Below are 15650 nucleotides of genomic sequence, written 5' to 3'. Positions count from 1 at the left end.
CAGCCGGCCGCCGTGAAACGCTCGTGTCGACAACGTGCACGCCGTGCGGGTAGTGCCGGCCGCTGGCCGGCATCCCACGCATCATCGAGCTGCCGGCCAGCGGCCGGCACTACTGCAGCAGCGGCCTCACCGCAGCGGCCGGGATATGGTCCAGCGCGCGCCAGGCATCTTCCACCACCGGCTGCGCTTGTGCCCAGTTCAGGCGCGACTGTCCGCGCATCTGGTCCCAGTGCTCGGCCAATTCGCCACAGGTATCGGCGCCACCGCCACGCGGCCAGTCGGCGGCGTGCGTGGTCAGCGCGAAGGCATATACCGGGCACAGGTCGCGCCAGTTGCGATGCCCCTGTGCGCGGCGTTCTTCGTAGTCGCTCAGCATGTACTGCAGGTAATCCTGCGCCACCGCTTGGGGATCCTCCGTGCGGCGGGTCCGGCGCTGCGCGCTGCGCTGGCCCAGCGGATCCAGCAGGGCGTTGAACACGGACGGGGCGGGGCGTTCAAGACGGGGCATGGCCGGCTCCTGCAGCAGGGCGGGTGGGCAGGAATACGCGCGGTGCCGTTATCCAGTCGTGACAAAGATGTTCATGACGCCAGGTTCGCAGTGGCTTTACTTCGTCCGCGCTGTAGTGGAGGCCTACCGGAGGAATGCCCCATGACCACCACCCGTGACCCCCTGCGTGAGAACCACACCCCCGAGCCGGGCGAGCAGCGCGGCAAACACGATCTGGCCGACGCCGAGGACCGCGGCGCGGGCATGTCGACACCAGACGAGGGCGCCTTGCCCGTCGTGCGTCGACCTGAACAGGCCGCACAGGACCGCAAGGACTGTGGCGATCGCAATCGCGGCGGCCAGGAAAGCCCGCTGAAGCGGCGCGAGCGCAAGCAGCATGCCAGCGACAACCAGGACGAGGCGCTGGAAGAGACCTTCCCGGCCAGCGACCCGACCTCGCCGTTCGTGCCAGCCAAGGCCCCGGATTGATCGCCACGCCGGCCAGGGCCTCCGTTTGACGGGTAGTGCCGGCCGCTGGCCGGCAACCTTATCCCCTGCACGGAGCGTTGCCGGCCAGCGGCCGGCACTACCGCTTCAGCGCCATGACCACTGCAGCCCCACGCTGGCGCGGCGGTCCGGCCCCGGTTCGAAGAACCGGCCGTTGCCGTCGTTCACGATCACCGAGCCGATGTAGCGCTGGTCCAGCGCGTTGTCGATACGCGCGAATGCACGCAGCTCACCGGCCTGCAGCCTCCAGCTGCGCCCGGCCTCCAGGTTCAGCAGTGCGTATCCCGGCGCGCGCTCGGTGGCGATGTCGTTCACCACCACGTCGCTGCTGGCGGCAGCTTCCAGCGCCCACTGCCAGTCCCCCGGCGACCACTGCAGGCGCGCATACGCCTGCTGCCGGGGCACGCCTGGCAGGCGGCTGCCGGCGGCAACGACGGTATCGGGCACGGCGCAGTTGCTGGCCGCGCAGGCAAGGTAGGGCGAGCGCACCTGCGCCTGCAGCCAGGTCCAGGCCAGCTGCAGCTCCAGCTGCTCGGCCAGCGGTTGCCGGTACTGCAGCTCCACACCCTGGCGGCGGGTGCGGCCGATGTTGCGGTACGTGCTGCGACCGTTGGTATTGCTGGCAACGGCCAGCTCATCGTCGGTATCTGCACGGAACAGGCTCACATCGAGCTGCCTTCCATCCTGCGCATGCCACTTGCTGCCCACTTCCAGGCTGCGGCTGCGGGCGGCCGCCAGATCCAGCGCCAGCCCGGCCTGGCCGTCGGCGCGGTAACCCAGTTCGTTGAACGTCGGGGTTTCAAATCCACGGCCCACGGCCGCGTGCAGGCGCCACTGCGGGCTTGCCTCGAAGCTGACACCCGCCACCGGCGTGGTGGCCTGGTAGCGGCGGCGGCCGCTGTCGTCCGGGTTGCGCCCGACGATGTAGCGATCATCCGATTCGAAGCGCACCGTGCTGTGGCGCACTCCGGCCAACAGCGACCAGCGCGGGCTCCATTGCCACCACGCCTGCGCGAACTGGTCCACGTTCTGCACGATGTCGATCTGGTCGCGGCGCAGGCGCCCGCGTACCCCCACGGTGCTGCCGATGAAGTTCTCGTAGCCAGTGCGGTGCTGGCGTTGGCGATCGGCATTCACGCCCACCACCAGATCCAGCGGGCGCCCCCACAGATCGCCGTTCCAGCCCCAGCGCGCGTCCAGCCCGCCGTAACCGCCATCCAGGTCGATCACACCACCGGCGTGCAATGGGTTGGCCTGCGGTCCCGGCGGAATCGGCAGGTACTGGGTCACCGCGCGTTGCCCGGCGTAGCCCATCAGCTGCCAGCGCTGCGCGCCGGCTTCCCGCGTCCAACGCAGGCCGGCCTGCTGCTGGCGCACCGATTTGCGGGTGTTGTACTGGTGGGCCACCGCCGTCGCCTGACGCGGGTCGGCCGCCACCTGCGCGCGGCTCAGTCCCAGCGGGTCCTGCGCGTTGGGCGCGTGCAGCGCGTTGAGCAGCAGTTCCAGGCGGCCGCCAGCGAACTCGGTGCCCAGCCGCGCGTTCAACGACTCGCGGCGCGCACGGCTGTGGTCACGCCAACCATCGGTGCTGAAATGGTTGGCGGCCACGTTGTAGTCGATGCTCTTGCCGGCCCCGCGCAGCTGCGCGCCGACGCTGAGCGTGTTGTCGGCACCGGCATTCACGCGCAGCCGCCAAGGGTCACCGGCCTGGCCCTGCGCACTCCACACCTGCAGTACGCCCCCGGACGAGTTGCCGTACAGGGCCGAGAACGGCCCGCGCAGCACCTCGATGCGCTCGGCACCGAGCAGGCTGGCGTGCGACAGCTGGCCCTGGCCGTCGGGCATGGTCGCCGGCACCCCATCAATCAGCACCCGCACCCCGCGCACGCCAAAGGTCGAACGGGCGCCGAAGCCACGGATCGACAGCTGGGTGTCCTGCGCGAAGTTCTGCCGGTCGCGGGCCAGGAGGCCCGGCACCCCGCCCAGCGCCTCGGACAGCTGCGTGTTGGGGCCGCTACGGTCGGCATCGATCCACACCGTATCCAGGCTGGCGGGCAGGGCGAAGGGATCCACGCCCGGCACCCGCGCGGCCTGCACCTGCACCGCCGGCAGTGAGGTGGGCGAGGGCGCGGCCGCCACCGAAAAAGGCGACAGCAGCAGGGCGGACAGCGGCAGGCAATGACGTCGTGCGGCGGAATTCATGATTCAGGTTGATGGATCGGGCGGCAACGCACGCCATGGTACGGGCAGGCGGATGACGATGGCGGCGGCCAGCCCCGGCAGGCTTTGTTACGATGGGCTGTTTCCGGCCGAAAAGCCGCAAGCCGCGTGGCGCAATTCCTCCCCCTTTCCGTCTACCGAACGAGTACCGCCGTGTCCTTCTTTGCAAACGTGGAACTGGTCCCAGGCGACCCGATCCTGGGCCTGACCGAGGCGTACAACGCCGACAGCCGCCCGACCAAGGTCAACCTGGGTGTGGGCATCTACTACGACGAGAGCGGCCGCATTCCGCTGCTGCGCGCCGTCAAGCAGATCGAGCAGCAGCTCGCCAACGAAGCCAAACCGCGCGGCTACCTGCCGATCGATGGCCTGCCGGCGTACACCCAGGCTACCCGTGAGCTGGTGTTCGGCAAGGATTCGCCGCTGCTGGCCGCCGGCCGCGTCACCACCGCACAGACCGTCGGTGGCAGCGGTGCGCTGCGCGTCGGCGCCGACGTGCTGAAAAAGCTGCTGCCGCACGCCACCGTCGCGCTGAGCAACCCGAGCTGGGAAAACCACCGCGCCGTGTTCAGCGCCGCTGGTTTCGAGGTGGTCGATTACACCTACTTCGACCCGGCCACCCATGGCGTGAACTTCGACGGCCTGCTGGCCGACCTGGGCAAGCTGGAAGCGGGCACCGTGGTGCTGCTGCATGCCTGCTGCCACAACCCCACCGGCGCCGACCTCACCGTCAGCCAGTGGAAGCAGGTCGCGCAGCTGCTGAAGGACCGCCAGCTGTTCCCCTTCATCGACATGGCCTACCAGGGCTTCGACAAGGGCATCGAGCAGGACGGCGCCGCGGTGCGCATCATCGCCGAGGCCGGCATCGACAGCTTCATCGTCGCCAACTCGTACTCCAAGTCGTTCTCGCTGTATGGCGAGCGCGTGGGTGCGCTGTCGATGGTGGCGCCGACCGCCGCTGACGCCAAGGCCGTGCAGTCGCAGGTCAAGCGCGTGATCCGCACGATCTACTCCAGCCCGTCCACGCACGGTGCTGCACTGGTTGCCGGCGTGCTGACCAACCCGGAACTGCGCGCGATGTGGGAGCAGGAACTGACCGAGATGCGCGAGCGCATCCACGCCCTGCGCCAGGGCCTGGTCGAGAAGCTGGCCGCCGCCGGTGCCCCGCAGTTCGGTTTCATCAACGAGCAGGCCGGCATGTTCTCGTACTCCGGCCTGAGCCGCGAACAGGTCGAGCGCCTGCGCGACGAGTTCGGCATCTACGCCGTCGGCACCGGCCGCATCTGCGTGGCCGCGCTGAACCAGAACAACCTGGAATACGTCGCCAAGGCCGTGGCCACCGTCGCCAAGGGCTGAAGCACCACTCCAGTGGTTTGAAAACAAAGGCGCCGCAAGGCGCCTTTGTTTTTGCTCCTGCCTTCGCCAAGGGTTGCTGTAGAGCCGAGCCTGCGCTCGGCTTGCGCGGCGTGACGGACGAAGAGCAGCCGAGCGCGGGCTCGGCTCTACAGAAGCAGAGCGCCCCGCTTCTGCAGCGCAACGCATCTGGAAACGATTACGCCCTCCCCGCTCACCCACGCGCAAGTCAGACCAGCGACAATAGTCGTTTCCCCGTTGCCGAGACCTGCCCGCCCATGTCCCGTACCTCGTTGACCCGCTTCCTGATCCAGCAGCAGCACGCCGGCCGCATCAACGCCGACCTGCGCCAGCTGATCGCGGTCGTCGCCCGCGCCTGCACCAGCATCTCCATCGCCGTCAGCAAGGGCGCCCTCGGTGGCGTGCTCGGCGAAGCCGGCACCGGCAACGTGCAGGGCGAAGCGCAGAAGAAGCTGGATGTCATCAGCAACGAGATCCTGCTGGAAGCCAACGCCTGGGGCGGTCACCTCGCTGCCTGCGCATCGGAGGAAATGGACCACAGCCAGCCGGTGCCGGACATCTACCCGCGCGGCGATTTCCTGCTGCTGTTCGATCCCCTCGATGGCAGCTCCAACATCGACGTCAACGTCTCCGTCGGCACCATCTTCTCGGTGCTGCGTTGCCCGACCAACGTCGAACTGCCTGGCGATGACGCCTTCCTGCAGCCGGGCAGCAAGCAGATCGCCGCCGGCTACTGCATCTACGGTCCCAGCACGCAGCTGGTGCTGACCGTCGGCCACGGTACCCACGCCTTCACCCTCGACCGCGAAACCGGCGAGTTCCTGCTGACCACCGAGAACATGCAGATCCCGGCGGCCACCCAGGAGTTCGCCATTAACATGTCCAACCAGCGCCACTGGGAAGCGCCGATGCAGGCCTATGTGGAAGATCTGCTGGCCGGCAAGGAAGGCCCGCGCGGCAAGAACTTCAACATGCGCTGGATCGCCAGCATGGTCGCCGACGTGCATCGCATCCTGACCCGCGGCGGCATCTTCATCTACCCGTGGGACAAGAAGGAACCGGGCAAGGCCGGCAAGCTGCGCCTGATGTACGAAGCCAACCCGATGGGGCTGCTGGTGGAGCAGGCGGGCGGTACGGCCTGGACTGGTCGCGAACGCATCATCGACCTGCAACCCGACCAGCTGCACCAACGCGTGCCGGTGTTCCTCGGTTCGCGCGAAGAGGTCGCCGAGGCCGTGCGTTATCACCAGGAGCATGACGCGAAGAGCGTCTGACAGCGGCCATCCCTACAGCGGTCATGGCAGATTGATGACATGACCGCAGGGTGACAGCAGCGGCTGCAAACGGCACCATCAAGCCCTTGCCGTCGAAGGAATGCACGCATGCACGAGCCGGGCCCTGTCGATTTCATCGAGGTCATCCACAACGCCGTCCCCAGCGACGTGTGCGCTGCGATCGTCGCCCGCATGCGTGCAAGTCAGGGCCTGAAACCCGGTGCAGTGGGCAGCGGCGTGTTCCCGGAACTCAAGCACAGCAAGGATCTGCGGATCAGCGGCCTGGACGGATGGCAGGATGTCGACCAGCAGCTGCAGCAGGCGGTTTTTGCCGGTCTGCAGACTTATCTACGCCGTTATCCACAGGCATTGATCGCGCCGCTGATGTTGCAGATCCAGGACAGCAACGGCCAGCCGCGACGTCTGTCGGCCGAGGATTTTCCCGACATGGCACCGGAGCAGCTTGCGGATCTGGCGCGCACCTGCCTGCGCCCGGGCGCGATCAACCTGCAGTGGTACACAGCGGGCGAGGGCGGCTACCCGTACTGGCACTGCGAGCTGTACCCGAAGGATGCGCAGGCCGACACGCTGCACCGCCACCTGCTGTGGACGCTGTACCTCAACGACGACTTCGAAGAAGGCGAAACCGAGTTCCTGTTCCAGGGCCGGAAGATCGCGCCGCGCACCGGCAGCCTGTTGATTGCGCCCACGGCATTCACCCACACCCATCGTGGCAACCGGCCGCAGGGCGGCGACAAGTTCATCGCGACCAGCTGGATCCTGTTCCAGAGTGCGCAGAAGTTGTTTGGGGGAGGGTGATACAAACTGGTCACTCGAGGTTCCCAGCGCCTTGTCCGGATCATGGAGCTGGCCCCCGAGATCCTGTGCTGTGGTGCGAGCAGTGGTGCTATCTCCTAAGGCAGACCACTACCCGGTCTGCCCTCGCTGATAAGGGAATCCCCAGATGCTGGCACGCCTTCCCATGCGCCCAGCTGACCCAGCGGCCTCCGGATGGCATTCAATTCATAGCTGAGCTCGCGCATCTTGCAGTGGGCCTTCCAGCCCGCGGGGCTGTCGAGGTTGGTCGCATGGTCAGGCCAACTAAGATGGTCGGTGTGACCGAAACTGACGTCCTCGTTCCGGTCGGTGCCGACAGGGCTCGCCCCCAAACCACGGGCTCAGAACCAGAGTCACTGCTTTCTCCATGGTCTGATCAAGGTCTTGTGCATTACCCAGGCGATCCAGCCGCAGACCAATCCGATCCCAGCGACAATGATTTCCTCTTCCCCGAAGGGGGACCCACTTACCCGTTGATAGACGACAAAAACCATTGCTCTCAATGACAACAGGGCAAATATGACTACAGGTGCCCAAAGTACAATCTTCATTATTCCCCCGTGTGCAATGCATGGACCAGTGCTCGACGACTGGCCGCCTACGCTCTCTATCCCGCCATCTGCGGCATCATGATCTTCTTGCACGCACTACCGGAGGTTCCTCTCTGCGCTCTTGCCACTGCAGCACTACCACAGAATACGGATGTTTCGCGCGCTTGCGCAGTTTCGGGCTTTCCGTGCCACCTACAAAAGCTTCCTGCAGCGAAGTCGAGCAAGCTCGACGCTACCGAGGACGGCGATGATAGAGAATCCCGCCCGCTGCTGCACCGAACACTGCGATACCCAGGCCAACAAGCTCTTCTTCTCCAAGCGCTTCGCCAGATATCAGCTTGCTGACGGTCAGCAGCAGGACGTTCAATGGGAGCATCCACAAGAACGCGATACCAAGCCAGTAGATGATCTTCATTTCATGTCCTCATTGATCCGGGTACATCGACTTGAACCAATAGGCAGATCTGTTCCTCATCCATGTCCTGAATTCTGTCATCTCCAGTTCCCGCAGCTGGCGCATGTCAATTCCATAGTGTTGGAACAGGGAAATGGGCTCTCTCATACTGTCCTCATCCACAGCCGACGGATCAACAGAGACGTTGATCTTTCTGAGAAACCCCTCAACGGACACCACGCCTGATGTTTCACTCAAACTGGAGGAGAACGCATCCTCATCCAGTCGTGAGTAGAACCTCAGGGAATCAATTTCTATTTTCAGCATTGCCAGTCGTTGCAGAAGTGGTTGCACACGGTCTGTTCCACCCGACTATCGGGTGGGACCAAAGGATCGCCAGAGATTACCGTCGCCGCCTTGCCAGGCACTGAGCTTCTCGACGGGGATTTCCTTGAGTTGGCAGGTGAACTGGAGATAGAAGAACGGTCTTCTTTTCGATAGCTGTTCCATCCGACAGCCGTCACTTTGACTTCGATCCGACCATCGCCCTTGTGCGGCTGGTGTAGTTCAACATCCGCAGAATGGGACAGCCAGTAGTCTCCCTTGTGTGCGAAGCCTGCGCCGCCACTGGTCAAGTGCGCATCCACTACCTCCGGCATCCCTTCGGACGATGGCGTGTATCCCTTCAGGCTGCCGGTGATCTTGGTGAACTGCTGGGAATCGATCACGCCCGGCGACTCCGAGAAGAGGCGCAGCAGAAGGAGCGTGCCCGTGCCCTTGCTCACCACCTGACCTGTATTTGCCGTCCACAGATGTTGCTCGAACTCGTCCAGACCGGCTGGCATATCAGTGGCAATCGATGCCTGCGGAACGGCGATGCATTCGTGAATGGCGCGAGCCTGCACCTGCAGGGTCACAAGGGAGAGAAGGAGAGCGCTGGCCGGAAGGCAGCACAGGCGTTTCATCATGTAGACACCGCTGATTCGAATTCAGTCACGCGAGCGACTGGCAGGATGTGCCTGATCAAAAGGGGATGCGTCGGGATCATGTGCTCCCGTCCATGCATCAAGGTCCTGCATCTGCAGGGGCGAGGCTTTCAGGCGCTCTGATAGCTGGGTCGGTGCATCACATTCATCGCGCCATTCCAGTGGGCTTGTGGAGCGGAACGATGCGTCAATCTGGATCTCGATGCCGGAATCTCCGGTGGAAATCACGGTGATCTGCCCTGCGACCGGAACTCCGTAGCAGCCGGTCTTTCCGGCGAATGCACTGGATCCACTGCTATGGAACATCCGTACGCGATCACCTGCGGCGGCGAATCGGTCTCCTGCCTTCGCATCAGCAGGGAGCTGGACCGTGAGCTTGCTGAAGGTGGAACGGTCGGTCCACCACGAAGACCGGAATCGTCGAACCCCGATCACACGGTTGTTGCCGGTAACGATCTGGTGACAGGCAAAGAGTCGCTGGCGTGGCTCGACCGTCAGGCAGGCGGGGTCATGCATGGCAGCGTCTTCAACCACAAACGCACGGGCGGCCTCTGCATCGGCGCCGCAGGCAAACAGAAACGCACCACGGCTGAAGGCATGTAGGCGCTTCATGCACGAATCGATTCATCGCCCAACAGACGGAATCGCACCCTCGCCGATCGTAGGTAATCCATCTGCACCCTTCCATGGTTTGCAGGCCATCCGGCCAAGCGCAGATTGTTGCCGGTAAGTCAGGCAGCGGTCCAGCGTTCTAGAACAGACTTCCCTGCGGCGAATCCTTGCGCGGCGGCAACGGCTTCTCGAACCGGCTGGAATCCAGCTTCGGCCAGTGGCTGTTCTGCGCATTGAACCCGAGGCGCTTGCGCGCCAGCTTGAAGCGGTTGCTCAACAGCTCCGCATAGACGCCCTGGCCACGCATGCGCGTGCCGAACTGGCTGTCGTAATCCTTGCCGCCACGCAGCTGCTGGATCGTGCTCATCACATGCGCGGCACGATCCGGATGATGGGTATCCAGCCAATCGCGGAACAACGGCGCCACTTCCAGCGGCAAGCGCAGCAGCACGTAACCGGCGGTACTGGCGCCGGCATCATGCGCAGCCTCCAGCACGGCTTCCAGTTCGCTGTCGTTGATCCAGGGAATCACCGGCGCCACCATCACACCGACGGGAATGCCCGCTTCATGCAGGCGCTTCATCGCACGCAGGCGCGCATGTGGTGCCGAGGCACGCGGCTCCAGTTTCGCCGACAGATGCGGATCCAGCGATGTCACCGAGAAATGCACGCTGACCAGGTTCTCCGCCGCCAGTGGTGCGAGCAGATCGATGTCGCGCTCGACCAGCGCGTTCTTGGTGATCAGCGAGAACGGGTGTTTGGTTTCGAGCATCACCTCGATCAGCTGACGGGTCAGCTTGAACTTGCGTTCGATCGGCTGGTACGCGTCGGTGTTGATGCCCAGCGCGATCGGTTGCGGCACGTAGCCCGGCTTCGACAGTTCCTTGCGCAGCAGCTGTGGCGCGTTGGTCTTGGCAAACAGCTTGGTCTCGAAGTCGAGCCCGGGCGACAGGTTCAGATAGGCATGCGAGGGGCGCGCGAAGCAGTACGAGCAGCCGTGCTCGCAGCCTCGATACGGATTCACCGATTGGCTGAAGCCGACGTCCGGCGAGTTGTTGCGGCTGATGATGCTGCGCGCGGTCTCGGCACGCACTTCGGTGCGCAGGCGAGGGGCGAGGAATTCTTCGCTCTCGTCCATCGCCCAGCCGTCGTCCACCGCCTCGCTGACGGTGCTTTCAAAGCGCCCGGCAAGGTGGGACGTGGAGCCCCGACCCTTGATGGCGGCCTGGGCGTTGCGAGGGGGGTGCTGCATGTTGCCCTCCGGCCGTTACGGAACATTAGTATTATTGCTAACCACAGGCGGCGCAAGCGGCCAGGATTCACGTAGCTGTAGGGGCGGAGGCGTATGGGACCGCACGTTGACCCCAGACTTGTCCACAGGGCTGCGCGGCTTGCGACCGGGCGCGCGCCATCGCCGCGGCGGGCCAGCATGGGCCACGGGTGTCTCAACAGCTGCGATGGGAAGATCGGCTACAGGGACGCATGCCAGGCCGGAATACGGCGACCTGCCGCACGTCCTCCGGCTTCAATCTGCAGGGGAAGTCCCATGCACTGCTACAGCAGTGCCAGGTAGCCCTTCACTGTGGCATCGAGGCCGTCGTACAGCGCCTCGCCGATCAGGGCGTGGCCGATCGAGACCTCCAGCACCTCCGGCACATCGGCCAGGAAGTCATGCAGGTTGTCCTGCGACAGGTCGTGTCCGGCATTCACACCCAGGCCGACGGCCTGTGCACGGCGTGCGGCGGTGGCAAACAGTTCAAGCATTGCCCGCGCGTCGCCGGCAGCATGGGCCTCGGCATACGGACCGGTGTACAGCTCGATGCGGTCGGCGCCGACCTCGGCCGCCTGTTCCAGCAGCGGGTTGCCGGCATCCACGAACAGGCTCACCCGGCAACCCATCGCCTTCAGTTCGGCCACCAGCGGGCGCAGTCGCTGCGCGTCGCGCTCGAAGTCGAAACCATGATCGGAGGTGATCTGGCCATCGCCATCGGGAACCAGCGTGGCCTGCGCCGGACGCGTCTGCGCGCACAGCGGCAGCAGCCCGGGGTAGCCCTCACGCGGCGGCGCGAACGGGTTGCCTTCGATGTTGAACTCGACGCCCCGCGCACGGGTCAGCGCCGACAGTGCCAGCACGTCCTCGGCGGTGATGTGGCGGCGGTCCGGCCGCGGGTGCACGGTGATGCCATGCGCGCCTGCATCCAGGCAGGCCTGGGCGGCACGCACCACGTCCGGTTCGGCACCGCCACGCGAGTTGCGCAGGACGGCGATCTTGTTGACGTTGACGCTGAGCTGGGTCATGGAACGGGACTACGGGGAGTAAGAGGGAGGGTCGCTGCCGTCGGCCGGAGTCACCTTGGCCTGTTCGCGCAGACGCCGCAGTTCGTCGCTGTCCACCAGTGTCGCCGGATCGCGCTGAAGGTCGCCAAAGCGTGCGACGTAACGGCCACGCACCCACGCCAGCAGGAAGGCGAGGGCGCCCAGCAGGGCCAGTGACATCAGCCCCATGTTCGGTGTTTTCAACGCAAAGGCGAAGCAGCCCAGCGCCAGCAGCAGGTACAGCCAGTACATTGTCAGTCTCCCCGGGCCACCGCCGCAGTGTAGCGCTGCCTCACAGCAGCGGCGAGGCCAATCGCGCGAAGGCCTCGGGCAACCGATGCAGCCACAGCGAGCGTCCTGCCTGGTCGTGTACGCGGGTAGCACGCTCGAACTCGGACTGCAGCAACAGGGACAGTTCCGCCACCCGGCCACGATCGCTGATCATCATCGACAGCTCGAAATTCAGGCGGAAGCTGCGGTGGTCGAAGTTGGCGCTGCCGACGATGCAGACATCATCGTCGGCGATGAAGGCCTTGGTATGCAGCATGCGCGGACCGTACTCGTAGATCTTCACTCCCGCATGCAGCAGTTCGTCGAAATACGAGCGGGCGGCCTGGGTGACGAACCAGGAGTCGCTCATCTTCGGCACCAGCAGGCGTACGTCCAGGCCACCGAGCGCTGCTGATGTCAGCGCCATCCGCGCCGCCTCACCGGGTACAAAGTAAGGGGTCACCAGCCAGACCCGCTCACGCGCTTCCTGGATGGCGGCCACATGCAGGCGATGGATGGTCTCCCATCCCGAATCCGGGCCGGAGACCAGCACCTGCGCGTCGATCGCGCCGTCGCCGCGCAGGGCCATATCGCTCGGCCACAGCCGGGCGATGTCGAACCGCGAGTGATCCTGGCCACTGGCGTACAACCAGTCCTCGGCAAACACCAACTGCAGGCTGCGCACCACGTGCCCGCGCAGGCGCATGTGCAGATCGCGATAGGCATTCGGGTTGCGACTTTCGTCTTCGTCGTCGGTGATATTGATGCCGCCGGTGAACGCCAGCCGGCCATCGACGATCACCAGCTTGCGGTGCGTGCGCAGGTTCAACCAGGGGCGTTTGAACGGCTTCAGCAGCTGCCGCGGATGGAACCAGACCACTTCCGCGCCGGCATCCAGCAGCGGCTGCACGAAGCGCTGGCGCACGGCGGAGGAGCCTACCGCGTCCAGTAGCAGCCGTACCTGCACACCGGCACGGGCCCGTTCCAGCAAGGCATCCCGCAACGCGGTGCCGGCGTGGTCGGGATTGAAGATGTAGTACTCCAGATGCACATGGTCACGGGCCTGCGCCACCGCTTCCAACAGCGCAGCATAGGTGGCCGCGCCGTCGACCAACCAGGTCACTTCGGTGGCGGTGCTTGGCGCCAGCCCAGTCGTCGCCTGCGCGATCTTGGCCAGCTCGGTGCAGTCGGCATCGGGTGGGCAGACATCGCTGTAGTGCTCCATGCCCGAGCGCGCACGACCGCGTCGCAGCCGTTGCCGCTTCACCTTCTGCGGCCCCAACAGGTAGTAGATGAAGAGGCCGAGGTAGGGCAGCAGCGCCAGCGACAGGATCCAGCTCAGCGTGGCCACCGGCTCGCGCTTCTGCAGCATGATCCAGCCGGTCAGGGCGAGCAGGTACAGCAGATAGGCCACCGCCAGGATCGTTCCCAGGTGGGCGATGCCATCAAGCCAATGGCGCACGGAATCGAAGAGGGCGAGCATCCGCCGATCATAGCGGGGACACGCACCGGTCAGCGGCATTTGTTCCCAGACGCGTTCCCGGCAAGACGCATCCACGCATGGCGTGGATCCACGTGTCGACCAAGGTCGACACCTACCAAGCGCAGGCATGTCATTCAAAAAAAGACGCCCCTGTTTCCAGGGGCGTCTGCAGTCGCGTCATGACTGATGTATTGCGGTGTAGCGATTTACTGCTGCACGAAGCCGATCTTCTTCATCTGAGCATTCTTCGCGGCGGCCAGAACCTTGGCCATCACGTCGTACTCCGAATCCGGGCTGGCATCGATCCGCAGTTCCGGCTGGTTGGTCGGGTCACGCTGGACCTCCTGCTCCATCCGCTGCTGCAGTTCGCTTGCGTTGATCGGGCTGTTGTTCCACGAGACCTGGTTGCTGGCGTCGATCTTCAACTCGATCGGCGGCGGCGGTTCGACCAGCTGCGGCGGTGGGTTGAGCACGCGCTGCGGCAGGTCCACGGCGATCGGGTACGTCATGATCGGCGCGGTGACGATGAAGATGATCAGCAGCACCAGCATCACGTCCACGAGGGGCGTGACGTTGATGTCTGCCATGGGGCCTTTGCCACCACCACTACTGAATGCCATGGCTTATTGCCCCTTCTCTTTGGTCGCCACGAAGCCGACGTCCAGCATGCCCTGTTCCTGCGCGATCTTGGTCATCTCGTTGATGACACGCATCTTGGTGGTGCGGTCACCACGCAGGTTCAACGGCGGCTGCGGGGTCTGCTGGGCGGCGGTCGCCAAGCGCGACTCGAGAGTCTGCTTGTTGATCTCTTCGTCGTTCCAGTAGATCGAACCGTCTTCCTTGACTGCCAGGGTGATGGGACCCTTGCGGTCGTTGGTGTCGTCCGGCTTCTGGACCAAGTTGGCCTCCGGCAGATCCACCTTGACCTTGTGGGACATCAGCGGCGCCGTGATGATGAAGATGATCAGCAGCACCAGCATCACGTCCACGAGGGGCGTAACGTTGATGTCGGCCATGGGGCCGCCGCTGTTACCACTACTGAAAGCCATAACGGGCTCCGTCTAGATCTTGGTGACTACGTTCTCGCGGGTACAGCGCGTCGCAATTAGCGGACGCGCGAACCGGTGGCGAAGAAGTCGTGCAGGTCGTGCGCGAAGGTATCGAACTTGCTGATGGTCGCGCTGTTGATCTTGCTGAAGAAGTTGAAGGCGAACACGGCCGGGATCGCGACGAACAGACCGATGGCGGTCATGATCAGTGCTTCACCCACCGGGCCGGCAACGGCGTCGATCGAAGCGGAGCCGGTGGCACCGATCTTGATCAGCGCGCCGTAGATGCCCCACACGGTACCCAGCAGACCGACGAACGGAGCGGTTGCACCGACGGTGGCCAGCAGGGTCATGCCCGACTGCAGCTTGTTGCTTTCGCGGGTCACGGCCTGGCGCAGAGCGCGGTCGACGAACTCCGAACGGCTCAGGTTCTCACCCACGCCGCCGACGGCGCCGCCTTCAGCCCGCTGGTGGTGCGCTGCAGCCTGGGCAGCGTCCAGAGCGATCTTCGAGAACGGCTCCGAAGCCGGCTGCTCTTCCATTGCACGGATGGCGTCCTGCGCGTTCGGGGTATCCCAGAACAGGCTGACGACGCGATCAGCGGCGCTCTTCAGGCGGGTAGCACGGAAGATGTTGATGACGGTCCAGTACCAGGACATGGCGGACATGACGACCAGGGTCAGCAGCACGACCCAGGAAACCGCGAAATCACCCGGCTTGGTGGTCATTTCGTGGATCAGATGCTCGAAGCCCATCTGCGACAGGGCGTTGGACGGATTGCCCCCGGCAGCAGCGGCGATGAAAATTTCCTGCAGCATGACGCTTACCTTTGTTGTGTGTGGTGATAAAGGGTGTAGCTAAGCTAAACAATCGAACTGGAGGCGAGGGTGGCCAGGCGGCCACCCGGGCGCATCAGTTCAGCGCAAAGTTGACCGGGACGCGGACGCGGCCAGCAGCCTTCTTACCGCCAGCTTCGGCGGCGTTGAAACGCCACTTGCGGGCAGCTTCCATCGCAGCACGGTCCAGATCGCGGTTACGGCTGGACTTTTCCACCGTGACATTGGTGACGTTGCCCTGGGCATCGACATCAATGATCAGGATCACTTCGCCCTGGATACCAGCGCGGAAGGCGGCCGGCGGATAGCGCGGCGGATTCATGGCCTTCGACGAGATGTCCACGCTGGCCTCGATCGAGGTCGGCGGTGCCGGCGGCGACGGCGGCGACGGCGGGGTGACGATATCGTTCGCGCGCGGTTCCGGCACGTCGACGACCGGCGCCTGCGGCGGCGG

General features: G+C 64.7%; 17 protein-coding genes. 4 read left to right on the top strand and 13 right to left on the bottom strand.

The features are described 5' to 3' along the window. Positions 1-109: 109 nt before the first annotated feature. Positions 110-508: a hypothetical protein gene (locus tag AC27VL_RS15965; RefSeq protein WP_100554284.1), complete on the bottom strand. Its 399-nt coding sequence runs from the start codon at positions 506-508 to the stop codon at positions 110-112. Positions 509-649: 141 nt separating this feature from the next. On the opposite strand from AC27VL_RS15965, the gene AC27VL_RS15960 reads away from it, so the two are divergent. Further along, positions 650-976 carry a hypothetical protein gene (locus tag AC27VL_RS15960; RefSeq protein WP_089241889.1) on the top strand — a complete coding sequence of 109 codons (327 nt, stop codon included), beginning with the start codon at positions 650-652 and terminating at the stop codon, positions 974-976. Positions 977-1081: 105 nt separating this feature from the next. Here AC27VL_RS15960 and AC27VL_RS15955 read toward each other — a convergent pair whose 3' ends face one another. Further along, positions 1082-3196, bottom strand: coding sequence for a TonB-dependent receptor family protein (locus AC27VL_RS15955; protein ID WP_488767319.1), 2115 nt, complete (start codon positions 3194-3196; stop codon positions 1082-1084). Between the two features lie 171 nt (positions 3197-3367). Between AC27VL_RS15955 and AC27VL_RS15950 the strand changes: the two genes are divergently transcribed. From AC27VL_RS15950 to AC27VL_RS15940, 3 genes are all read left to right on the top strand, one after another. Next, on the top strand, positions 3368-4570 hold the full coding sequence (locus AC27VL_RS15950) for an amino acid aminotransferase (protein WP_100554282.1): 1203 nt from the start codon (positions 3368-3370) through the stop codon (positions 4568-4570). A 275-nt stretch (positions 4571-4845) separates the two neighbouring features. After that, positions 4846-5862, top strand: a complete 1017-nt coding sequence (locus tag AC27VL_RS15945) for a class 1 fructose-bisphosphatase (RefSeq protein ID WP_100554281.1) — start codon at positions 4846-4848, stop codon at positions 5860-5862. Between the two features lie 108 nt (positions 5863-5970). Continuing rightward, positions 5971-6681 (top strand): 2OG-Fe(II) oxygenase, encoded by a 711-nt coding sequence (locus AC27VL_RS15940; protein WP_488767317.1) that lies wholly within the window; start codon positions 5971-5973, stop codon positions 6679-6681. Between the two features lie 801 nt (positions 6682-7482). On the opposite strand, the gene AC27VL_RS15935 is transcribed toward AC27VL_RS15940, so the two are convergent. The 11 genes from AC27VL_RS15935 to AC27VL_RS15885 form a co-directional block, all read right to left on the bottom strand. Further along, positions 7483-7665, bottom strand: a complete 183-nt coding sequence (locus tag AC27VL_RS15935) for a hypothetical protein (protein WP_488767315.1) — start codon at positions 7663-7665, stop codon at positions 7483-7485. Positions 7666-7964: 299 nt separating this feature from the next. Further along, entirely contained in the window at positions 7965-8612 is a 648-nt protein-coding gene (locus AC27VL_RS15930) for a hypothetical protein (protein ID WP_488767314.1), read from the bottom strand. A gap of 21 nt (positions 8613-8633) precedes the next feature. Then, the gene (locus AC27VL_RS15925; RefSeq protein ID WP_488767312.1) at positions 8634-9242 is read right to left on the bottom strand and encodes a hypothetical protein; all 609 of its coding nucleotides are present in this window, start codon (positions 9240-9242) and stop codon (positions 8634-8636) included. A 139-nt stretch (positions 9243-9381) separates the two neighbouring features. Then, on the bottom strand, positions 9382-10494 hold the full coding sequence (locus AC27VL_RS15920; protein ID WP_488767310.1) for a PA0069 family radical SAM protein: 1113 nt from the start codon (positions 10492-10494) through the stop codon (positions 9382-9384). A 302-nt stretch (positions 10495-10796) separates the two neighbouring features. Continuing rightward, positions 10797-11540 (bottom strand): pyridoxine 5'-phosphate synthase, encoded by a 744-nt coding sequence (locus AC27VL_RS15915; protein WP_488767309.1) that lies wholly within the window; start codon positions 11538-11540, stop codon positions 10797-10799. Positions 11541-11549: 9 nt separating this feature from the next. Beyond that, entirely contained in the window at positions 11550-11810 is a 261-nt protein-coding gene (locus AC27VL_RS15910; protein ID WP_100554276.1) for a hypothetical protein, read from the bottom strand. A 40-nt stretch (positions 11811-11850) separates the two neighbouring features. Then, complete coding sequence (cls, locus tag AC27VL_RS15905; RefSeq protein WP_180164759.1) at positions 11851-13311, bottom strand: cardiolipin synthase; 1461 nt, start codon at positions 13309-13311, stop codon at positions 11851-11853. A gap of 206 nt (positions 13312-13517) precedes the next feature. Then, positions 13518-13931, bottom strand: a complete 414-nt coding sequence (locus AC27VL_RS15900) for an ExbD/TolR family protein (RefSeq protein WP_004132666.1) — start codon at positions 13929-13931, stop codon at positions 13518-13520. Positions 13932-13934: 3 nt separating this feature from the next. Next, entirely contained in the window at positions 13935-14360 is a 426-nt protein-coding gene (locus tag AC27VL_RS15895) for an ExbD/TolR family protein (protein WP_012509603.1), read from the bottom strand. Positions 14361-14416: 56 nt separating this feature from the next. Then, on the bottom strand, positions 14417-15178 hold the full coding sequence (gene exbB / locus AC27VL_RS15890; RefSeq protein WP_025875552.1) for a TonB-system energizer ExbB: 762 nt from the start codon (positions 15176-15178) through the stop codon (positions 14417-14419). Positions 15179-15272: 94 nt separating this feature from the next. Further along, on the bottom strand, positions 15273-15650 hold a 378-nt coding region (locus tag AC27VL_RS15885), incomplete at its 5' end, for an energy transducer TonB (RefSeq protein WP_488767306.1).

Source organism: Stenotrophomonas sp. 14P6.2.3, from assembly GCF_057799055.1.
The sequence above is the reverse complement of the archived record's forward strand: the minus strand, read 5'-3'. Positions and strand labels throughout refer to the sequence as shown.